16 protein-coding genes and 2 riboswitches are annotated in these 21,407 nt (G+C 42.4%); of the genes, 3 read left to right on the top strand and 13 right to left on the bottom strand.

Going from position 1 to position 21,407, the window contains the following annotated elements; genetic code table 11:
- Positions 1-7: 7 nt before the first annotated feature.
- From cobK to cobJ, 3 genes are read right to left on the bottom strand one after another with little or no spacing between them, the layout of a single operon-like run.
- Positions 8-778 carry a precorrin-6A reductase gene (gene cobK / locus BRLA_RS05840; RefSeq protein ID WP_003334920.1) on the bottom strand — a complete coding sequence of 257 codons (771 nt, stop codon included), beginning with the start codon at positions 776-778 and terminating at the stop codon, positions 8-10.
- Positions 775-1,827: a sirohydrochlorin chelatase gene (locus tag BRLA_RS05835; RefSeq protein WP_003334921.1), complete on the bottom strand. Its 1,053-nt coding sequence runs from the start codon at positions 1,825-1,827 to the stop codon at positions 775-777. The genes cobK and BRLA_RS05835 overlap by 4 nt, the downstream gene beginning before the upstream one ends.
- 13 nt (positions 1,828-1,840) lie before the next feature.
- Positions 1,841-3,643 (bottom strand): precorrin-3B C(17)-methyltransferase, encoded by a 1,803-nt coding sequence (cobJ, locus tag BRLA_RS05830; RefSeq protein ID WP_003334922.1) that lies wholly within the window; start codon positions 3,641-3,643, stop codon positions 1,841-1,843.
- A gap of 187 nt (positions 3,644-3,830) precedes the next feature.
- A riboswitch (cobalamin riboswitch) is annotated at positions 3,831-4,022 on the bottom strand.
- Between the two features lie 194 nt (positions 4,023-4,216).
- Between cobJ and BRLA_RS05825 the strand changes: the two genes are divergently transcribed.
- Positions 4,217-4,780 carry a nitroreductase family protein gene (locus BRLA_RS05825; RefSeq protein WP_003334923.1) on the top strand — a complete coding sequence of 188 codons (564 nt, stop codon included), beginning with the start codon at positions 4,217-4,219 and terminating at the stop codon, positions 4,778-4,780.
- Between the two features lie 107 nt (positions 4,781-4,887).
- Complete coding sequence (locus BRLA_RS05820) at positions 4,888-5,406, top strand: hypothetical protein (RefSeq protein WP_022584152.1); 519 nt, start codon at positions 4,888-4,890, stop codon at positions 5,404-5,406.
- Between the two features lie 177 nt (positions 5,407-5,583).
- Here BRLA_RS05820 and BRLA_RS05815 read toward each other — a convergent pair whose 3' ends face one another.
- Together BRLA_RS05815 and thiT are read right to left on the bottom strand one after the other, a co-directional pair.
- Positions 5,584-6,156, bottom strand: coding sequence for a bifunctional transcriptional activator/DNA repair enzyme AdaA (locus BRLA_RS05815; RefSeq protein ID WP_003334925.1), 573 nt, complete (start codon positions 6,154-6,156; stop codon positions 5,584-5,586).
- Positions 6,157-6,416: 260 nt separating this feature from the next.
- Complete coding sequence (gene thiT, locus BRLA_RS05810) at positions 6,417-6,983, bottom strand: energy-coupled thiamine transporter ThiT (protein WP_003334927.1); 567 nt, start codon at positions 6,981-6,983, stop codon at positions 6,417-6,419.
- 226 nt (positions 6,984-7,209) lie between these two features.
- A riboswitch (TPP riboswitch) is annotated at positions 7,210-7,321 on the bottom strand.
- Between the two features lie 373 nt (positions 7,322-7,694).
- Between thiT and BRLA_RS05805 the strand changes: the two genes are divergently transcribed.
- The gene (locus BRLA_RS05805) at positions 7,695-7,916 is read left to right on the top strand and encodes a helix-turn-helix domain-containing protein (RefSeq protein WP_003334928.1); all 222 of its coding nucleotides are present in this window, start codon (positions 7,695-7,697) and stop codon (positions 7,914-7,916) included.
- Between the two features lie 311 nt (positions 7,917-8,227).
- On the opposite strand, the gene BRLA_RS05800 is transcribed toward BRLA_RS05805, so the two are convergent.
- From BRLA_RS05800 to BRLA_RS05765, 8 genes are all read right to left on the bottom strand, one after another.
- Positions 8,228-9,643 (bottom strand): aryl-phospho-beta-d-glucosidase, encoded by a 1,416-nt coding sequence (locus BRLA_RS05800; protein ID WP_003334929.1) that lies wholly within the window; start codon positions 9,641-9,643, stop codon positions 8,228-8,230.
- 83 nt (positions 9,644-9,726) lie between these two features.
- Positions 9,727-11,613 carry a beta-glucoside-specific PTS transporter subunit IIABC gene (locus tag BRLA_RS05795; RefSeq protein ID WP_041751974.1) on the bottom strand — a complete coding sequence of 629 codons (1,887 nt, stop codon included), beginning with the start codon at positions 11,611-11,613 and terminating at the stop codon, positions 9,727-9,729.
- A gap of 345 nt (positions 11,614-11,958) precedes the next feature.
- Positions 11,959-12,792 (bottom strand): BglG family transcription antiterminator LicT, encoded by an 834-nt coding sequence (gene licT, locus BRLA_RS05790; RefSeq protein ID WP_003334931.1) that lies wholly within the window; start codon positions 12,790-12,792, stop codon positions 11,959-11,961.
- 160 nt (positions 12,793-12,952) lie between these two features.
- The gene (locus BRLA_RS05785; RefSeq protein WP_003334932.1) at positions 12,953-14,716 is read right to left on the bottom strand and encodes an FTR1 family iron permease; all 1,764 of its coding nucleotides are present in this window, start codon (positions 14,714-14,716) and stop codon (positions 12,953-12,955) included.
- 37 nt (positions 14,717-14,753) lie between these two features.
- Positions 14,754-16,070, bottom strand: coding sequence for an iron uptake transporter deferrochelatase/peroxidase subunit (efeB, locus tag BRLA_RS05780; protein WP_003334933.1), 1,317 nt, complete (start codon positions 16,068-16,070; stop codon positions 14,754-14,756).
- Between the two features lie 6 nt (positions 16,071-16,076).
- Positions 16,077-16,952, bottom strand: a complete 876-nt coding sequence (gene efeO, locus BRLA_RS05775) for an iron uptake system protein EfeO (RefSeq protein ID WP_003334935.1) — start codon at positions 16,950-16,952, stop codon at positions 16,077-16,079.
- Between the two features lie 149 nt (positions 16,953-17,101).
- Positions 17,102-17,476: a hypothetical protein gene (locus BRLA_RS05770; protein ID WP_003334936.1), complete on the bottom strand. Its 375-nt coding sequence runs from the start codon at positions 17,474-17,476 to the stop codon at positions 17,102-17,104.
- Positions 17,477-17,557: 81 nt separating this feature from the next.
- Positions 17,558-21,382, bottom strand: coding sequence for a S8 family serine peptidase (locus BRLA_RS05765; protein ID WP_003334937.1), 3,825 nt, complete (start codon positions 21,380-21,382; stop codon positions 17,558-17,560).
- Positions 21,383-21,407 lie beyond the last annotated feature (25 nt).

Below are 21,407 nucleotides of genomic sequence, written 5' to 3'. Positions count from 1 at the left end.
TTATTTTTTAGACCGTAGCCTGTGTTCGTAACGCTTTCAAAACGCTATCAAATGTGTGATGCGTCTCTCCATACACGAGTTTCGGTCTGTCGATCATAATGGTATAGATGCCAAGCTCTAGGGCTGCCGCCAGCTTCTCGTCTACAGCGCCTACCTTACCGCTTTCTTTTGTAATCATTGTAGTAACACCATATTGTGTATACAAAGCGGCATTCAATTCTTTAGAGAAAGGACCTTGCATGGCAATAATATTTTTTTGCTCTACGCCTAACTCTTCACATTTTTCCATATTGTCTTTACGTGGCAGCATTCGTGCAATCAAACGAATCTCGGGATCACCTAGCAAATGCTTCGTAAACGTCCCAAGCGTTTTGCTTCCTGTAGTTAGCATCACTACGCCTTTTCTTTGTTTTGCTTCCAATGCTGCTTGTTCATAATTTTCCACTATGAGCACATTAGGATGGTCAACATAATTACGGGTCTCCCTCTCATACCGGATGTAAGGAAGCTGTAATTCTTCTGCGCAAGCCATCGCATTTTTAGATGCTTCTTCTGCAAAAGGATGACTTGCATCCACAATGGTTGTAGCCTTCTGTTCCTTGGCTAAGGCAATCATATCCGCTAGTGGTAGTCTTCCTACTCGCGTCGTAATTCCCTCGTCCTCCAAGCTTTTAGCGGCAGAATCGGTAACAACCGTTGCCAGTAGATCAACACCAGTAGACTTCAAAAGGACAGCCAATTCGCGTGCATCACTTGTCCCTGCCAAAAACAGGATCATACACGTACCCCCCGTTTATCGTCAGCTTCTGTAGCCTGAGACTCCTTGCTACAGGCTGTTTGCCCTTCTTGGGTTACAGGGGTATGGCTATGTCCGTTTGCATGGTGATGATCATGGTCATGATGGTGATCATGGTCATGGTCGTGATCATGGTCATGGTGGTGGCCATGATGGTGATCATGGTCATGGTCGTGATCATGGTCGTGATCATGGTCGTGATGGTGATGGTGATCGAATACAGCAAGTTTTCTAAATTGACAAAGGTCGCAGTTGGCTAATGCCCGTCCCTGTAATGCTTCTATAGAACGATCTACTACAATTTGTTCTAGCAGTTCATGGAAGCCTAATGCCTCGCTCATCGAGGCATGTATATCAGGGAAGTCCTGATGAAACTGTTGTAAGTTTTCTTCTAGACGCTTTAACAGGATACCCGTAAATAACAAATAAGGAAGGACATAAATCTGCTTAGCTCCCTGTCTTACACAACGGACTAATCCTTCTTCCACTGTCGGATAGGTAACGCCCATGTACGCCACTTCAACGTTACCTACCCCTGTGCTCTCCCATAACAAGCGGGCTATTTTACAAAGATCGCTGTTTGCATCTGAATCACTGCTACCACGACCTACTAAAAGAATGGCACTATCCTTGTTAGCCGGTTCTAGTGGAGTATAGGCAGTTGTATTTTGTAAGCGATCCCGCAAAATTTGCACCATATCCTCATGCACACCTATGGGGCGCCCATAACGAAAATCTACATGGGGATATTTCGCCTTAGCCTCGTCTATTTCATGCGGGATGTGCAGTTTAGCGTGGGCTGCTTGAAACAGCATTAAAGGTACCATTGCTACAGTGGTAGCACCACGTTCTACTATTTTTTGCACACCCTGCATAATGGTTGGTCTGGTTAACTCCAAGAAACAAGTCTCATACAGTGTCACGTCTGTTTGTTCCTGTAACAATTCAGTAACTCGCTGTGTAAACTGTAGAAGATGCTCATTTCCCTCGGCATCTCTACTACCATGACCGATAAAAAGTATTCCGTTCAAAAAATTCCCCCCCTTAATCTCCACACGGTTCTTCGATCTGCAATGGAGCTACGAATTCCTGATAGCGGTATTCAAGTACCTGCCCTGTACGTTTAAAGAATTTATGGAATCGTTCCTCGATATGACCTTTTGTCTTATACTCATCCACAATCCGTTCTACAAGTCCAATAATCTGTTCTTCTGGAACTCCCTCAGCTATACGTTGTCCAGGATGAGCGTTACGTCCGATACGCTTGCCACCTAAAAACACATCATATGCGCCACGTCGGTATACAAGACCAATGTCCTCCATAACTGCACCATAGCAAGCCATTCCGCAGCCGTTAAAGCCAATTTTTAAATCCTTTGGCACAGCTAGACCATCTAATCGTCTACCTAATTCCTCAGCTACAGGGATCGATTCATCCTTTTCTAAATCACAAAAATCACAAGCTTTCACCTGCGCGCTAGCCCCGATCGGAAACAATTGAAAGCCAACTGCTCTTAATTGTTGCGTGACCTGCTCTGGATCTACCTGCGGTAAGCGAAGAATAATTTGATGCTCAATGCTGTACATCATTTCTCCGCCATCCTTGGTCAAATCGGCCAATAGACGCATTTGTTCCGAGGTAAAATTCTTACGAGCTACACCAGGCGAAACGCCTAGCTCTAAAATATCAACAACTCCGCTAAACGGGCGAGGTGGAGGAGTGATACCCTGATTTAACTCTAAGGCTGTCTTTTCATCAACGCACGCAAGCGCTTCCATCGCTAATTGAAAGGCCTTTATCGCTTGTTTAGGAGCTTGAAAGCTCTCTGTCTCTTCCTGAAAAGAATTCTGTTCTACTTCCCTTGAGAATTGCCTGGGATTTGAAAGGGCTTCCATCGCCGCTGATGGTGCGGAATCAGAAACCTGAGCTTCTTGTATTGTAGCCTGCGGTGAAGTCGCTACAGCCACTTCTTGCACAGAAGATGACTCAGATACCGGATTTCCACCCTGAGGCTGGCTGTGAAGCGCCCAAGGCTCTGCCTTCTCCTGCAAGCGTTCATGAGGTTTTAACGGTTGATCCATGCGATTTAACGTATATTTACGTTGATATCCGCGCGGAGTAATAATTTTTTGGTCGTAAACAAAGGTAGTCGAGTTCCCGATGATTACTGTTGTCAGCATTCCAATGTCATGTTGTAGCATGTCTGCAAGTGTTGTAATTACAACATGTTCTCGATCTCTATAGGCGCTCTTTACGATTCCTACTGGCGTTTCAGGAGAACGATATTTTAATAATATTTGTTGTGTTTCTACAATTTGTCGTGTACGGCGACCACTGCGCGGGTTATACAGCGCAATGACAAAATCAGCAGAAGCAGCTGCTTCTACACGCTTAGCAATCGTTTCCCACGGTGTAAGATGGTCACTCAAGCTGATTGTGCAAGCGTCATGCATAATGGGAGCACCCAATAAAGACGCGCAAGACTGAATGGATGAAATTCCAGGTACAACCTCTACTTTCACCCCAGTAGATTCTGTCCAGCCTTTTTCGACTAGGACTTCATAAACTAGTCCGGCCATGCCGTATACCCCAGCATCCCCACTAGAAATAACGCCAACAACTTGACCTAACTCAGCCAATCTTACCGCTTCTTGAGCACGGCTAACCTCTTCTGTCATCCCAGTACGCACGACACTTTTGTCTGAAATAAGCTCTCGAATTAAATCTACATAAGTGTTGTAGCCAATTATCACTTCGCATTCTAGGATAGCCTCTTTTGCCCGATGCGTAATGTGATCATGATGTCCTGGTCCAAAGCCAATTAGTAGAATTTTTCCTTTCTCCATCTACTCCAAGCCCCCTATCCTTATTTGCAATCAACCTTACATTTTTATACAATAAAAAAAACAGCGCTTCCCCGTCTGACTTACGTGAGAAGTGCTGTTATGATGAGCTTGTTATTTTTTGGAAAGGAATATTCCCTTCTGTAGCAAATCTGCTCTCATAACACCTCCCCATCTGCCGTAGGTCTGACGGTGTTGTTAGAATAAAGAGGGTAGCCTGACTCTTGGAATATTCTGCTCCTTTTCGTCTTCTGAAAATTTATAATATCCAGTGACAAAAACGGGCTCTCCAATTACAGTGGCGGGACCGTGTTGGATTTTCACCAACTTCCCCATGTGAATCGTTTCTCATGTAACAATTCCTTTATTCCCAAGCTTATGTGATTAGTTCTATCATAATCCAATTTGCATTTTATTGTCCATACTTTTCTGTCTAGCCCACACGGGACTGGACAAGAGGTGAAAGAAGATCGTATACTGACATACTATTAGAAATCTTCTATTTTTATGCATAGAGGAAAATATATTTGAATATACAGTATCATAATTAACATATTATAGAAAGGTTGTTAAAACATGTCCCTCTTACAAACCTTACTACAACGTCAAGCTATACGCGCCTACGATGGTCGCCCTATAGAAAAAGAAAAGATTGAGCAGCTTCTAGAAGCAGCTATATTAGCACCCAATGATCGCTTGCGAGAGCCTTGGCACTTCTATGTCATTCAAGGCGCTGCTAAGGAACGGTTTAACCAGCTAGCTCAGGATTTCTTGCTTGAACGCTTTCCTACCAAACCTCATTTAGTAGAAGAATCCATGAAGAATGTTCTGGCCACCCCTCTCATTATAGTCGCTACATCCCAAATCATAGAAGGCGACGAAGCTTCTTCGCTTGATAATGATTATGCTGTAAGCTGCGCTATTCATTCGATGTGGCTGATGGCTTCTGAGCTAGGTCTAGGTTTTGTGTGGCGTACACGTGGTGTAGGTTTAGCTAGAGATGAACGTCTCAAAGCCTTCTTGTCCCTATCTGATCAAGAAAAAGTAATTGGTTCCTTATTTATTGGCTATCCAACTGATGAAGCCACACCTCGAACTGTTCGAAAGCCTATCACTCAAAAAACAACCTGGGTCGAGTAAACTTTGGCATATTTCGAACGGTTACAAAAAGGTTACATTTTTCCCCGCTTTGTTGTAACATTTCCCTCACCTGCTACGTATTATTTTTATAGTAGGTGATGATACATATGACAAACCACATGACTTTTGCCATACTGGTGGGCTTGTGTGCGACAGCGGGACTTTTTTTATTTCGACGCGCTGTGACGAGTGGGGATCGACAGCAAGGCGGATTCTGGATTAATGGTCTAGCTATCGCTATTGCAACTTTGCTGGTTTTATTCTCAAGCGCTATCGTCGTGTTCTTATTGGTTACGATTCTCTGGACAGTCGGCACTCTATTTCCTATGTTTGTCGACAAATCTGATTTCTGGACACTCGTTTCCTTTGCAGTCGTCTCCTTTTTCATGTTAATGCTGTACGAACTAATTCTTGAACCAGTCCTTTTATACATAATGCAAAGACTACATATCTCAAGAAATTGGAAATTGATACCTGAAATTTTAGCAACGACCTTCATTTTTTATCTCGTGAATACCACATGGATTCCTGGTGTCTTGTTAACACCATTAACTCCCTTATTTGTTGGCATATTAGCTGTAACAGTCGATTATTTTTTAGAGCGCATCATGGGTGAGAGAAGGTAAAAATGTAGACACGACAAAAAGCACCTCTTAGTTTGCGAATCTCGCAACATGACAGGAGGTGCTTTTTATCTGTCTTTTCCTCGTACAAAAAGGCGTTTCTGACAGTATACAGAAACGCTTCAACTGTTCTTCCATTCTTTTTTATATGTATGTTCTCCCGTTTTACAGCAGATGCACTTAGCGTGTCGTCCCTGTTTTTCCCTGTTTCTTCTGCTGTAAGCGGTATTGAGTAGGTGTACAACCTGTTTCTTTCTGAAAAACAGCGGCAAAATAGGCACTATTACGAAAACCTACTCTGCTTGCAATCATTGAAACATTTCGATCTGTTTCTAGTAGTTGCTTCTTCGCTTCATCTATTCGGATGCGCGTTAAATATTTCCCAGGCGTTATCTTCATACAACGAGAAAAACAACGCTGCAAATAAAAAGGACTCACATAGAGACGTGACGCCATTTCACGCAGAGTTACGGGTTGGTTATAGCAATCGTGAATCATCTCTAGCAAACGGGTCGCCGCATCTTCTTCCGCTGATTTCCAGGTTGGTTCAGATGGTCTACAACGCTTGCAAGGACGAAAACCTGCAGCAATGGCATCGGACGCCGCATAATAAATCTTCACATGCTCTCTTTTGGGTGTCCTTGATTTGCATGACGGCTTGCAAAAGATACCCGTCGTGCTAAGGCCATAAAAGAATAGTTGATCATAATTTGGATCGCATTCTACTATCGCCTTCCAGAACTCCTCTTTCATCCACGATCCCTCCTAGCCTTCAATCCTCAGTATAACGTAATGTTTTTACTTCTAGTAAGCAACTGGGAATGAAAGAGCAAAATTTCGATAGTTTTTTCTTAATTTCACAATTATGTAACTTTTTCCATAACAAAAAACCGTGCCTTTTCACGTTCTTACGAATATTTTTTGGTAACAAACCGCTTTTATTTTCACTAATATTAAAAAAAGCCAAGAGAGGAAGTAGCTCCCTTCTCTTCGCTTTTTTATAAACTACTTTATTATGCACGTCGATAAGCGCCCGCATTCTGCTGAAACAATTGAGGTGCCCCATTTGCTAGTAATGTAACGACCAAAGCCGTAATCACATACTCAGGTATCAGATAAGTTGCATTATAGCTGAAGGAATAAAGTGTTGCAGGTGTTCCTTCCGGGGCATAGCTCCCAAACCAAACTGCTCCTGAAGTCGTGCGAATAGCCAAGCATAGCGCAATTCCCACTAGCAATCCTCCCCAGATGGAGGCAATTTTTGTTGCTTTGCTTTGTGTCTTACTAGCGTACAGGAACGCACCAAAGCCTAGCACGGCATAGGATAGAGGATAATCTAACACCATTTGAATCGGATGGACCATCTCGCCACCAAAAAAGAATTTAACCATGCCTACTAGCCCGCCTGTGATTACGCCTGCTACCCAACCACGGCGAAACGCCAAGAGAGCTATCGGTACCATTACCAGCGATACGCTTCCCCCTTGAGGCATGGCAAACAGCTTTACCTTACTTAAAATAACAGCTATTGCTGCCATGATAGCTATTTCCATCATGATAACCAGTCGTGTTCGTGACATTTCAATTCCTCCTCATTCTGATGCAGTATGTATGTAAGCAGCAGAAATAGAAAGGGTCCAACTCAAGTTTATATAGACTATAAATACAAATTAGAGCAAATTGTATCAGCCAGTTGATTATGAAGAGCGTTTTTCATGTTTTACACACAAAAAAACCACCCTAGACGGATGGTTCTCAACTCGGCGATACACCCCTATCTCGACGATAGAGCTACAGCTTTCGCACTTGAAGTCAGCTACCTCTCCCTCCGCTGGCATTACCCAGTTCAGGTTCTACGGTCAGTAACGCATTCTGTTACAATCTCAGCCGTATTTGCCCGGCCCCCGTTTAGTACATGCTTATTTCGTTTTCAATGTTACAAATTCAAATAATACCATAACATATTACTACTATTTTGCAAAGTACTTCTTTGAAGCGTCATTAGCGTCATTTGCTTCATTATAATTGTTTTTTCAATGGTACGTTCTATGACTTTGCATCTAACAAAAGCGAAAAATCAGTTGAAACAAGCTAGATCTTTTACAAGATATAGGGAAAAAGCAGAAATTGAGTGGGCCGAGGTACCCCCCACTTATCCTATGAATAGTATGTAAGGCAAAAGCCTAAAAAGCCTGCTACTTCGGCACCAACACACTCCCCCTGACATAGGATAAGGTGACTGTATCCCTCAACCTTGTTCCTGTAGAGCCCACAAGGAGGGGTGGCACGTTTTGAAGAGTAGCGACCAAAGTAAACCGTTATTAACTAATCGCGAAAGAGAAGTGTTTGAACTCCTGGTCCAAGACAAGACCACAAAAGAGATAGCAGGACAGCTCTTCATTAGCGAAAAAACAGTCAGAAATCACATTAGTAACGTCATGCAGAAATTGGGCGTGAAAGGGCGGTCACAAGCCGTAGTAGAATTGGTAAGGCTTGGCGAATTAAAAATTTGACCGCTCAGGTGAACTGCCTCCCTTTTCTTCAAATCCTTGAAGAGAAGGGGGGATTTTTCATTCTTTAGACATAAGGCGTTCGATTATAAGCCTCTTCATATCGCTTCTTCATGGCATTTACAATTAGAGTAAAACCTAGAACCGCAAGCATAAAAGCGGTTAGTGGCGCAAAGAAAATCCACTGCTTTGTTTGTAGAAAAGAGCGTACTGAAACTTCCAGACCACTCTTTATATTTTATTTTTATTTATGACTTTTCTATCAAAATAAGAAAAGGCGCAAAGGTTATAAAAAACCTAGCGCCTCTAGCATTTTAATCTAATACTTCTCCATTACTAGCAATGACATTTTTATACCAGTAGAAGCTTTTCTTTTTCAATCTTCGCAGAGTTCCTTTTCCTTCATTATCCTTATCTACATAAATGAATCCGTAACGCTTCTTCATCTCTGCAGTGGAGGCACTAACTAAATCAATTGGTCCCCATGTTGTGTAACCAATCAGGTCAACACCATCTGCAATTGCTTCTTTCATTTCCGCAATGTGATCCTTTAAGTATGCAATGCGGTAATCATCCACAATGACATCCCCGTCTTCTACAACATCAACTGCCCCTAATCCATTTTCCACAATAAACAGTGGCACCTGATAACGATCGTACAAGATATTAAGGGCAATACGCAAACCTTTCGGATCGATTTCCCATCCCCAATCTGTTGCTTTCAAATACGGGTTTTTTACTCCACCCATGATGAGATTGCCATTTGTCTCTCCAGCTTTTTCAGGGGTTACTGTTGCCGTTCTACTTACATAGTAGCTAAAGCCTAGATAGTCTACTTTATACGTGCGCAATAGCTCTTCGTCGCCTTCCTCTATGACGATTTGAATATCATTTTCAGCAAAATAGCGCTTCGTATAAGATGGATAGTAGCCTCTCACTTGAATATCGGTAAAGAATAAGGTCTCCCGATCCGTAGTAAATGCTTTCCATACATCTTCTGGATGACTTGTTAGTGGGTAGGTTGGCAAATAAGCCAGCATGCAACCAATCTGAGCATCAGGAATGATCTCATGGCATGCTTTTACAGCCAAAGCGCTTGCCACGAACTGATGATGAGCCGCTTGATACATCGCGTTCTTCTCGTTCTCACCTTCTGTCAATACAAGTCCACCACCCGTAAATGGCGCATGTAGCACAACGTTAATCTCATTGAACGTCATCCAGTATTTCACTTTATCCTTGTAGCGTTTAAAGAGTGTTTTGGCAAAACGCTCATAGAATTCAACTAACTTCCGATTTCTCCACCCTCCATACTGCTTCACCAGATAAAGCGGCATCTCATAATGTGAGATCGTTACTACCGGCTCAATACCGTATTTTTTAATTTCATCCAACAATTGATCATAGAAATTCAAGCCTTCTTCGTTTGGCTCAAGCTCGTCACCATTCGGAAAAATTCTTGTCCAAGCTATCGAGGTGCGGAAGCATTTAAAGCCCATTTCTGCAAACAAGGCAATATCTTCTTTATAACGATGATAAAAATCAATCGCTTCATGATAAGGGTAGTAGCCTTCCATTGATTCATTATGCGGATACATAATGCCTCTTGGTGACACATCTGCTGTTGAAAGACCTTTGCCACCCTCTTGATAAGCGCCCTCTAGCTGATTAGCTGCGACCGCTCCTCCCCATAGAAAGCCTTCTGGAAATTTCTTCACGATTTGCGTCATAACTTATTTCCTCCTTATAAGTAGAATTGCATCTATGCAAAATTTCGATATAAACAAGGTGATGGATCAACAATTCAGATTCCTTAGACTCGCAGGTTAAGCAAAAGCTCTTTTTCTTTTACTTCAGCTAGACTCGAAGGTTTGATCTCTGGATATTGGTCTGTATTCGTGATGATCACAGGTGTTATCGTTTCAAAGCCTGCCTGTCTAATCTCCTGTAGATCGAATTCAATGAGCAACTCCCCTACCTTGACCTGCTGACCTGTCTCTACATGGGCGGTAAAGTGTTTGCCCCCCAATTTAACGGTATCTATTCCAATATGAATCAATACCTCTGCTCCAGCATCACTAATTAACCCTATAGCATGCTTCGTATTAAAAATGGAGACGACAGTTCCATTCACTGGCGAAACAACACGTCCCTCTGCGGGTTCAATCGCTAATCCTTTTCCCATAATCTCTCTAGAAAAGGTGGGGTCACTGACTGCCTGTAGAGGATGAACAACACCAGCTATTGGGCTGCAAATCTGTTCATTTTGAACAAGCGTATTTTCTGTTGTTCCTTCTTTTTCTAATCCGATGAATTCTGCTGTTTCTTTCGATTCTTCCTGATCTTCATTGGTTGGTATATCAATAAAGCCTAGAATATATGTCATGACTGCTCCAACAATAAAAGCAATGATAAGACCAATAATCGCATACCAGAACGTCTCCCCAACGAGGATCGGCAACCCAGGCAATCCTGCATTTCCGCCTACAATATAAGCTTTTGTTTTAAATAAGCTGATAAAGGCTCCACTGACTGCTCCACCGATTAACGCCGCGATGAACGGTTTCTTCAATCTCATATTGACCCCATACATCGCTGGCTCCGTAATACCCATCGTTGCTGTGATACTTGTAGACATGGCAATTGATTTAAATTCCTTGTTCCGTGATTTTAAGAATACGCCAAAGGCTGCGCCTGCTTGAGCTAGGTTAGCGACGAACATAATCGGAAGAATGTAATCGTAGCCAAGCTGAGCTACGGAACCAATCATAATTGGTATCAACGCATAGTGCATGCCGGTAATGATAATAAGAGACATTGTTCCGCCAAGCAGCACTCCCGCAAACAATCCTGCATGATCAAACAACGCGATAATGCCTGATGCAAGTCCATTTCCAATAATCGTTCCAATTGGTCCAATGGCAATAAGCATGAGTGGTACTACAATAAGCAAGGTAAGCATGGGTACTAAAATCAGCTTCATTGATTTATGAATTAGGTTATCTACGAATTTTTCCACATAAGATGCCAGCCAGATCGTAATGACGATTGGGATAACCGATGAAGCATAGGTAACGGCTGTTACCGGTATCCCCATAAAGCTCGTACTTTGCCCTGTACCTAACAGGGCTGTCAATTGCGGATGGAGAACGGCGGCTGCTACAGAAACAGCAATAAAAGGATTATTTCCAAATTTATTTGCCGCACTAAAAGCCAAGATAAGCGGTAGGAAGTAGAAAGCACCGTCTCCGATCGCATTTAGTATCTGATAGGTACTGTCATCGGGCGACATCCAGCCAAACGTTGCCGCTAAAGACAAGAGACCTTTAATCATCCCTGCCCCAGCTATCGCTGGAAGAATCGGTGTAAACACCCCTGCAATGACATCAAAAATCGCACTTATCGGATTTTGCTTCTTCTGTATACCCTTCTCTTTTCCTTGTATGCTTGCAGCTATATCGCTACTCTTCATTATCTCTTTATAAACCTGCGCCACATCGTTTCCAATGATGACCTGAAACTGACCTCCACTTTTCATGGTACCCATGACACCCTTTGTCTTCTCCAGACTCTCTTTATCAGCAAGCTGATCGTCATGCAAGTTAAAGCGTAATCTGGTCATACAATGGGTAACGTGTGCAATATTTTCTTTTCCTCCAACAAGCGCTACTATTTCCTTTGCTACTTTTTCTTTATCCATAGAAAAACACATCCTTTTCCTAACATGACTGAGATAAAAGCAATGCACTTGTTCAAATGGGCCCAATTGATCAAAAGTTTCGCATCATCTCATAAAAAAACCCAAACATCTACCCACGTATCGACAAACATGTCTGTACATGAATAAACATTTAGGTTTTGCCTGCTTACCAGTAACAATCCTAGTAGTATGAAATTAAAAAAAACCTAAATCGCTGTCCATATAAATAGACAACCATTTAGGTTTTGCCTGCTTAACCAGTAACAATCCTAATCAATAAGAACTTGTCTTATTAAGTTACTTATAAAATATCATGTCCTCTTGATAATGTCAACGCTTTCATTTTTACTTTTTATTTACTACTCTATGGATGTGAATCGTTAGATAAAGCACTTCTTCATTTGTTAACTCATGATTATATTCCTTTTGAATGTATCGCTTGATTTTCTTCGTACACTCATAAGCTTCCTTATATTTGCTTTTGACCATCTCGTATAAGAAATCGTCGCTGCTCTCCATATGGGTTTCCTTGCACAAACGTTGAGCGAAAAATTTTAGATGGGTAATAAACCGGTAATAATGCAAGGATTCCTCGTCCACTTCAATATTGAAATGATATTTAACGATATTTAAAATCTCTTGCATTACCTTCGTTATTGTAACAATCGTTGGCATTTCTTCGTTTAATTCGGCATTTACAATGTGTAAAGCAATAAAACCAGCCTCATCTTCTGGCAATGTAATTCCTAATTTCTGATTGATCTGTTTGATTGCCTTTTGGCCAACAGAAAATTCATCTTGATACAACCTTTTGATCTCCCAAAGCAAGGCATTTTTAATATCTAATCCGTCCTTGTTACGCTGAATGGCAAAATAAATATGATCCGTAAGGGAGACGTAAATGCTTTCATTTAGCTTTTTGCCCAAGCTCATTTTGGCATAGTTAATGATATTCTCAGAGATTTCCATATACTCCATCGGAATTTCATAAAGCAGTGTTTTAAACTTCTCGGAGATATCCTTATTTTCTAATTTGAAAATTTTCTCGATCTTGTCTTCTTCTACCTTATCGCCTGGTCGCTTCTGAAAGGCAATTCCTCTGCCCATTATCACCAGTTCTTTATTTTGATCGTTGTATACACTGATCACATTGTTATTAATAACCTTGGCTATTTTCATGCTGACGATCCTCCCTTAGGATAAACCAAATGTTTATTACAATCGCTCCTGATCTTTTTTTTGATCGTACCTTTCTTTTCAGGAGAGGTCAAGGAAAATGGAAAGAGAGAAAAAAAGCCCGATCATCAATTTGATCGGACTCTTTTTTCTCCTATTGCTCTTATGCAGGAATTACGGGGTTTTTAGCTCGTTTGTGAGTCCAAGCAAACACCCCTAATACAACTATCAATAAAACAGCCTGTGACAGCATAGTTTCCATGGTTGGGAAAAAACCAATTCCTTCCCACAATGGTAGTTGGCTAATCGGATGAACAGGTAAGGATTTAGTGATTTGCAATGCATGCACACTGACTCCGACAATTTTGAAGGCTAGCGCATAAATAACAACTGTGGCCGTCGTAAAGAATAAGCGAATCGGCAGTTTTACACTGTAACGAATCAGCACAAATCCGACAACCAACAATATAGCTAACGCAAGGGCAATCCCTGCTAGCAATTCCTTCATCGTAATGGATGGAGCTAAACCAATATAGAAAATAACGGTTTCCGCACCTTCACGGAAGATTGCTAGAAAACTAACGGTTGCCATGGCCCATAGCCCGCCCTTAGCAACTGCCGATTCTACCTGACCTTTAAGATAAACATTCCAATTTTGAATGTTGGACTTATTGTGTAACCAATTCCCTACCAGCACCATCATGATAACAGCCGCAATTCCGAATACACCTTCTAAGTATTCACGGCTAGCACCGGCTGTTGCTTGAGAAAAGAATAGCTGGATACCAACAGCCAACAAACCACTACATATAATTCCGACAATCACACCTGCCCAAATCCATTTCTGTTGATGGGCGTGGTTGGTTTTTTTCAGAAAGGAAAGTAAGGCTGCTACGATTATTAAAGCCTCAAATCCTTCGCGTAATAAAATCACCGCTGCATCCCACATATGATAAGAGCCGCTCGATACATAGGGAGCAAGATCAATCTGTAGCTGAGTCAAGCGATCAGTAGCCTGTGAAGTCTTGGGAACCTTAGAGCTAAGTTCACTAATAGCTAATGGAATTTCATTCTCCACTTTTGCATACAAGCTAGGTGCCCTCGTCATAATTTCACCTTCGACCAGTGGCCAAATCGTTAAAAATTGGTTAAGGGTATCAATAGCAGTAGCATTATCATTGGCCCCTATTGCAGAGATTGTGGTCGAAAGCAAATCCAACAAGCTTTGAACAGAGTAAGTCCCTTCTGCCGGAGCGTCTCCACTTGTTTTTCCATCTAAAAATGCCTGGATAGATTGGTGGAGTCCGTCCATTTTTTCAGCTACTTTTTTCATATCCAGCGGTTCGGCATTTAACGCAATACGTACAAAAGCCATTTGTTTCTCAATATCACCGTATGCCATGATGCTTTTATTGCGGACAATTAATTCTGCTCTCGTCCAATTTCTATCCAAGGCTTGATAGGCCTTAAGCATCTCTGGGTGACTTTGCTGCTTGACATCCTTTTGCCATTTTTCCAGTTGGGCAAGGACATCCTTTAGTTTCTGTTGATTCTCCTCTTTTTTGGGAGGAGCTATTGTTTCTTCGTAAGTTCTCAGGGCTTTGGACAGTTGTTGTAGGCCAGCATAAATGGCCTTATCATCCTTTGTTTCTTTCTGTAACTCTGCCTGGACGTGCGCTATTGCACTGTCAACCTCTTTGGCTTGAGGGATATCGGTTCTCTCTTTCGTCCATTCCCCTGCAAACGTAGTGATCGTCGCTTCTACATGAGGCCAATCCTGCTCTTTAGTCTTCAAGAAGGCATCAGACATCGTGACAAAAAGGCGGTCTGTCGCTTCTGTAGCCCAAGCTGGCATACTTACAGCCATCAAAAAAGTAGCCATCATGAACATGGCTAACATACGCTGTTTACTCTTTAAAAACCACATGGGACTCACAACTCCTACTCCTTATAGATCTATGTTACTACTGGAACAAGCCCTCACCTATATAGCTTCCCTTTTTTACCCCTGGGAAGCAAGCAAACAACCCGCTTCCGCGATGAACAATATACTCGTTTAACTTATCATTCTTCGCCAAACGGTGTTGCATCGGAATAAATTGCTTAATCGGGTCTCGCTGGTAGCATATAAACAAGAGGCCGGCGTTAAGAGTTCCCGTTTTCCTATCCATACCATCTGCATAAGAATAGGATCTGCGTAAAATTTTGATGGAACCATCTCCATGCGCAATTCGGGCATGGGAAACATCCGGTAATTTCTTAGGCTGTAGCGGTTCGAACTCGTCTGTTCCTCCTAGGGGAGCACCACTATCTCGATGTCGGCCAAATGTCAGTTCTTGATCACTCAAATTCGTACGATCCCAAACTTCAAGACGCATCTGTATGCGGCGATAAACCATATAGGAACCGCCTGCCATCCAATCTGGCCCATCACTAGACTGTACCCAGACATGTTGATTAAGCTGTGCCGGGTCTTTCACATTAGGATTACCTGTGCCATCCTTAAAACCAAACAGGTTACGCACCGTTTCACCCTTTAGATCAGCCTGCTTGGTACGTTGGAAGCCGGCTTGATTCCAGCGCATAGTCGCGATTCCTCTCGCTCGTCTAATCAGATTGCGCAAGGCATGAAACGCTACCTGCTGGTCATCTGCACATACTTGAACAACAATATCTCCTCCCGTCCACTCGGGCTGAAGAGCATCCTGTGCAAAGTGCGGTAGCTCGATTAAAGCTTGCGGACGTTTCGCTTTAATCCCAAAACGATCAATGCCGTCCTTGACAAAAAACTGAGCGCTAACACCAAATGTAATGGTAAGCTGGGAAGCAGAAAGTCCTTCTGCTTCCCCCGTATCCACCGGCGGGAGATACTGACTTGTTTTCGTATCCTCCACTGGCTGGCCCTGTGTCATATTTTCTGTAGCTTTGGTCCAATCTTTAAAAAGCGCTATTACATCAGAGCGTTTGGTTGTCGTTAAGTCAAAAGCTGCTACATAGACAAAGTTTTGCGTTTCTGTAGTAATACCTGCTTGATATTCTCCGTAAAAAGGGACCGTATCAGCTTTCATACGACCTGATTTATCCTTTGTCTTGTCTGATTTCCCTTGTAAGTGGTTAGCTGCAGCAATGACACCGCCCATTCCACTAGCTCCGACTAAAAGTCCAAGTCCTCCAACCCCAACCATTTTAAGCATATCTCGACGCGAAACCTTTGTCTCATTTTGATCAGAAGTTGTGTTCTGTTGTTGCTCGTGATGTTTTTTTTCACGTTCTTCTTTCATAGATGCCTATCCCTCCAGCACAACACCAATTTTAGACAGTGGCTCGGCAAGTGCATCAATTGCTTGGCTAAGTTTTTTGACCTGATCTGGTTTTAATTCAGTATAAGAAGCATAATCTTCCCCTTTTTTGAAAGGTGCCAATAATCCAAATACATCATCAAAACGTTTTTTGATCTCATCTGATAACTTCTGATCCTTTGCTACCAAGGCTGGTTGCAACAGCTCATATATTTTTTGCGCTCCTTCTACGTTGGCAGCGAAGTCATACAAGTCAGTGTGAGAGTAACGCTCTTCTTCTCCTGTTACCTTAGAGGATGATACCTCATTTAACAAATCAACCGCGCCTGTTACCAGAAGCTCTGGTGTCACTTCTACTGTTTCTACCTTAGCACGCAATAGCTTCGCATCATTTAGCAACTGATCAGCCACTTTTTCAGAGCCTTTTGTTGTTTTGTTTGCCCATAGACCTTGCTCTATCTTATGGAAGCCGCCCCATTCTTCTTTTGGTACATCGCCGTCACGAGCGTCAATTTTAGGATCCAAATCTCCTAGGGATTCTGCAATTGGCTCAATGCGCTCGTAGTACATGCGTGACGGAGCATATAGTTTCTTCGCTGTTTCCATATCCCCTGTTTTTACTGCCGTTACGAATTTTTCAGTAGAAACCACAAATTGATCGATCTGATCAATAGAATAGGTTCGATATGCTTCAGTTACACCTTTTAAAGTATCTTTCGCATCTTTTTTCTCTTCTACCTTTTGTGCAGCATCTGTTTGAGCAACCTTATTATCTGCTTGTGTTGGTTGAGATTGCTGCGTGCATCCAAGAAGTGATGCACTTACTACAAATATTGTTGATAGAGTAAAAATAGACTTTTTCATGAAGTACTCCCCTTAATTGTTAGAAATAGAAATAAGTTCGTACCACATTATAATACGAATGATAATCATTATCAATAGCTTTTTTGCTCTCACTTTCAAAGTCTCTTGACAAACGATAATTCCTAGTAATAACAATCTTTTACTAAGAATTACATGATGATATAAGGGATGGATGGAAATAAATTTTTGATTGACTCGTGCTCCTGTGTAGCATAAATAGCTACTGTTTTTCGCAAATCAAGAATGGGAACCCCTATTTCATGCTTGCTTAATTGCCATGCAGGAGTGGGTAAAGATTGGAAGGAAAAAACCATATTTCCGAAGCGGCAACACTCTCGTAAGCAAATATCTTGTGAATACTCCCTGCTCTCTTCTAATAAATGAATCGGTTCAAGACCAAACTGCTCAATTAAATGCATTCTGTCGGCTAAATCCTTGCCATGCTTATAGGGAGCCGTCCGTCGGGGCGATAGGATTGGGTAATGCTCAATAACATATTTGTCATGAATGCCATGATAAAACACAAGCCTCACCTCTTCATGATGAAAGAAAGAGCGACCATTCCTTTGATGGCCACTCTTTTTTATTGGGATAAAAACGTTCACTTATTCTTGCCGATTCGGCTTTAACCGCTTTGATTGTATTTTACTGCCTGTCACTATAGCCTGGGCCTTTGTTTCTCGCCCTAATAGATCTTGTGCCACTACAGTGATCGTTTCTCTGCCTTCTTTTACCCGTGGAATTTCTAATAGAAAATCTCCCTGATCGCTTACATCACCGTACAAACGCTGATCGCCATAGTAAAAGGACAGCTCTGTATCAGCTTGTTTAATGACCCGTCCTCTCACATGAAGTGTAGAACCTGCTGTATCGTCATAGCTTGGCTTTGCAAAACCCACAGAAAGCGGCTTAGCAGGAAGTGCCTTGTACATAATACGTTTTTGGTCCTGCATAACAACCGCTGATCCTGTCGTTGCATCTGCATAGCATATAACAGATTGTGTTGTCAGGTTCTTCGCTTCGTCCATCGCCTCAACTAAAACCTTATTTTCACCATGCTTAAGAGCAATTTGATGTGAAAAGTATTTATGAACAGGCTTCTCAATCTGATCCTCTTCCCAGCTTGCAATTATTTCACCATTAACCTTCAATCTTCCTTTATAATTCATATCACGATACATCCAGCGCAGAGGGACCACGATCTTTTTGCTGGTCGCGTCAAACACAATATCCTCGTTACCATCGTTTACAAATTGCAAAATAGGTGGCGTTTTATCCACGATAATCCGTTGGGTAAATTCACGGGTGTTTCCAAACGCATCTGTCACTTGATAAGGTACATATTGTATTCCCTCTGGCAAGTCTAGTACCGTCTGGAATCGACCGTCTGGTTCCACTTTTACCGGTTGCTCTTTGATCGTAAGCTTAACCCGATCCATCATGTCTTCGCCTGTCACCTTGCCACGAATAGCAACATGATTTTGATTGCTAACCATGATTTGTTGAAAAATCTGATCAGGAAACTCGATGCCCGGCGGTGTAAAATCACTTTGTCCATTGATATGAGTATAGGAGATGTTACCCGCGTAATCATAGGCAACCAACGTCATTTTTTTGTGTGGCTGACTAACTACTGCTTGTGTAATTGTCGGGGCATAAGGTCCACCTGTTTTTTTCCCATCCACATACAGCAGATACCCTTGAATATCCTTATCTTTTGTCTGCCACTGAAGTTTATTTTTATTTAGTTGCGCTGTGATTTGCGGTGCTTGACGATCCACGCGTACAGGTAGGGTAAGCGTCTGCCACTTGGCGTTGCTCCCATCATTTTTCGCACGGATGACAAATCGATATGACCCATCAGGCGCTGGTACATAGGCCCCTTTATCTGAGGAATAGATCATTCCGTCCCAAGCCCACTCTTCTTTCTCCGTGAAGAAAAAGGAATCACCTTTTCTTGACTGGTCAAATTTATTTACCTTACCATCTTTGACGAGAGATCGAACAACCTGACCTGTTGAATCTGTAACATTAATAGAAAGCTCTCGCGCATTACGTAAGAACGTAATAGATGGCGCTGCCTTATCATAATGACCATCTCCATTTGGTGAAAAAGCAATATGGTCTGGGTTGATTAATACATGACCATTCTCATCTACACCATTCACACCCAGTGCTTCCCGGAAACGCCATTTGTCACTTTCTTTATCGTGATACCATGTTGTTTTGACACTGGTTAGCTTTTCCTGACTCTCAGCGCTCCACATCGGAGCGTCCATGATTCTTGGTTCATTCCATTCTCCATAAAAACCATAATAGGGAACTCGCAGGGCAGGTACATGAGCCTGCTTGGGGGTAAATAGTAAGTATCCTTCCACAAACCTTTGTTTAGGGGCAGTCTTTGGCACAGTTACGGTTACCTGAACTTCTTGTTTTTGACCTGGAGCTACTGTGACGCTTGGGGTTTGGAATTGAACCTTGGCCCCAGGCAATCGCGTCTCTCTCATGCTAAAGTATCCATTCTCTATCTGATCAGTTAACACACCGAATTCATCACTGAGTGTGTACGTGAGTGGCTCTTTGCCGAATTTGTTAGAAATGATGAGGCTAAACGTTCGTTTCTCACCGATTTGCCCTAAGGATACACCTGCTTTTCCCTCTTTATTAGTAATAACAACGGGAGATTTTGCAGCTTTTACCACCTGCATAATGCCTGCCCCTTGCACACGAGGCGAATAAGGAAGGGGCGGGAGCTTTTCATTCTTTGACTTAGACGTACGCGGATCAAGTACAGGCTGAGCTGTGTTCATGGCTACTGCTTTTAGAGTTTCAACCAGCTCTCGTCCTTCTAAGGAATATCCTTGTTTTTGATAATACTGCTTGAGTAAGGCCATTGCTCCTGCAACGTGCGGAGTTGCCATTGATGTACCACTTTTCACCCCATATCCGTCTTGCGAAACAGTGGACAAAATTCCACCACCAGGTGCAGAAATCTCCGGTTTAAATTGTAAATCCGGCGTAGGTCCCCATGAGGAAAAGGAGGACATGGTTCCACCTTCTGGATATGGCAATTCATTTTGTGCAAACTGTCCATCAAAGGTAATTTTTACCTTTTTACCCTTTTTCAATTTCTCTGCCATTGCTTCGCCCATTGATTTTAAAATAGATGCACTTGGTATATTTTTACTCTCATTTCCACTCATCAAAAAGGGACCTGCTTGATTGTTATAAATAAGAGCACCAGCCGCACCCGCTTCCTTAGCGAGACGCAGCTTTTCATCAAAGGTTATATCACCGCGTTCAATTAAAACGACTTTATTCTTAACACTAACATTGTAATCTTCTTTTTTTCCTTTCCCAACATACGCCATTTCATGTGACTGGGATAAATACTGCTCAGGTTGCAACGGGCTTCCACTGATTGGAATTCCCGTCAAATAGACCACACGCGGCAACTGATCGACACCCTCAAGTGCAAAACTATTGCCAGCAAACGTAGTGGCATTAACCGATGCAATGCTAAAAGCATCTGGAGCCAATCCAGGTGACCCGATCATGGCGTGATCGGGATTGGCTTGCTTGACTTTATCACTACCAAAATAAGCATCGTTCCCAGCTGCTGCGACTACGATAACACCACTGTCAACAGCATTTTTGACCGCATACTGTTCGGTATTCGTCTCATCTACATATCCAGCGGAAGACCCCAGACTAAGATTAATCACATCTGCTTTTTTAGCAATAGAATCGGTCATTGCAAATAAAATGGATTCACTAAGCCCAGAAATGCTCCCCTGATAATTGCTAAAAACTTTTTCGCTAAGCAATTGAGCTTCGGGTGCAACCCCTTTTACTTTACCATTTCCAGCTACTATTCCCGCCACATGCACACCATGCTGAGATTCCCCTACATCTTGAGTTATTTGATTGCGATCAGCCCAATTATATCCTGTAATAACCTTTTGTGATGCTCCAGACTTTTTTTGTGCTGCTTGTTTATCGTGAGGTGCTGGAAAATCAGGGTGTTTATGATTAATGCCTGTATCCACAATGGAAATCAACATCCCTTCCCCTTTTACACCCAACTCCTGCCAGGCTCTATCTGCCTCGATCATCGACAAAGTAGATTTTCCAGCCTTAGCCACAGACTCTCCTTTCATTACATGCTTCAAGGCATTCCATTCGTTTGCTTGATTCTGAAGCATGTTAAAAAGATTGCCCGGGGAATGACCGCCTGCTTTTTTTGGAAAAGAAGCACTAGTCGCCTCCCAAATATCTTTTTGAATTTGCTCACGTGAAATGATTTGCTGCGTGTTATCAATCGTCTGGTGGTTATGTAAAACAGTATCTGCTCCAACGTAATTGACCGGATAATATAGCAACGGTACAACTGCACCGGTACAAAGCACTTTGATCATTTGTTTCTTCATACGCAGCCCCCTCCTGGTGAAAATT

It is taken from the genome of Brevibacillus laterosporus LMG 15441 (assembly GCF_000219535.2).
GTDB classification, from domain to species: domain Bacteria; phylum Bacillota; class Bacilli; order Brevibacillales; family Brevibacillaceae; genus Brevibacillus_B; species Brevibacillus_B halotolerans.
The sequence above is the reverse complement of the archived record's forward strand: the minus strand, read 5'-3'. Positions and strand labels throughout refer to the sequence as shown.

Bases quoted from the DNA above. Each gene is read 5' to 3' on its own strand.
- cobK (WP_003334920.1), bottom strand. From the start codon at position 778: ATGATCCTGTTTTTGGCAGGGACAAGTGATGCACGCGAATTGGCTGTC.
- cobJ (WP_003334922.1), bottom strand. From the start codon at position 3,643: ATGGAGAAAGGAAAAATTCTACTAATTGGCTTTGGACCAGGACATCAT.
- BRLA_RS05825 (WP_003334923.1), top strand. From the start codon at position 4,217: ATGTCCCTCTTACAAACCTTACTACAACGTCAAGCTATACGCGCCTAC.
- BRLA_RS05820 (WP_022584152.1), top strand. From the start codon at position 4,888: ATGACAAACCACATGACTTTTGCCATACTGGTGGGCTTGTGTGCGACA.
- BRLA_RS05815 (WP_003334925.1), bottom strand. From the start codon at position 6,156: ATGAAAGAGGAGTTCTGGAAGGCGATAGTAGAATGCGATCCAAATTAT.
- thiT (WP_003334927.1), bottom strand. From the start codon at position 6,983: ATGTCACGAACACGACTGGTTATCATGATGGAAATAGCTATCATGGCA.
- BRLA_RS05800 (WP_003334929.1), bottom strand. From the start codon at position 9,643: ATGACGCAAATCGTGAAGAAATTTCCAGAAGGCTTTCTATGGGGAGGA.
- BRLA_RS05795 (WP_041751974.1), bottom strand. From the start codon at position 11,613: ATGGATAAAGAAAAAGTAGCAAAGGAAATAGTAGCGCTTGTTGGAGGA.
- licT (WP_003334931.1), bottom strand. From the start codon at position 12,792: ATGAAAATAGCCAAGGTTATTAATAACAATGTGATCAGTGTATACAAC.
- BRLA_RS05785 (WP_003334932.1), bottom strand. From the start codon at position 14,716: ATGTGGTTTTTAAAGAGTAAACAGCGTATGTTAGCCATGTTCATGATG.
- efeB (WP_003334933.1), bottom strand. From the start codon at position 16,070: ATGAAAGAAGAACGTGAAAAAAAACATCACGAGCAACAACAGAACACA.
- efeO (WP_003334935.1), bottom strand. From the start codon at position 16,952: ATGAAAAAGTCTATTTTTACTCTATCAACAATATTTGTAGTAAGTGCA.
- BRLA_RS05765 (WP_003334937.1), bottom strand. From the start codon at position 21,382: ATGAAGAAACAAATGATCAAAGTGCTTTGTACCGGTGCAGTTGTACCG.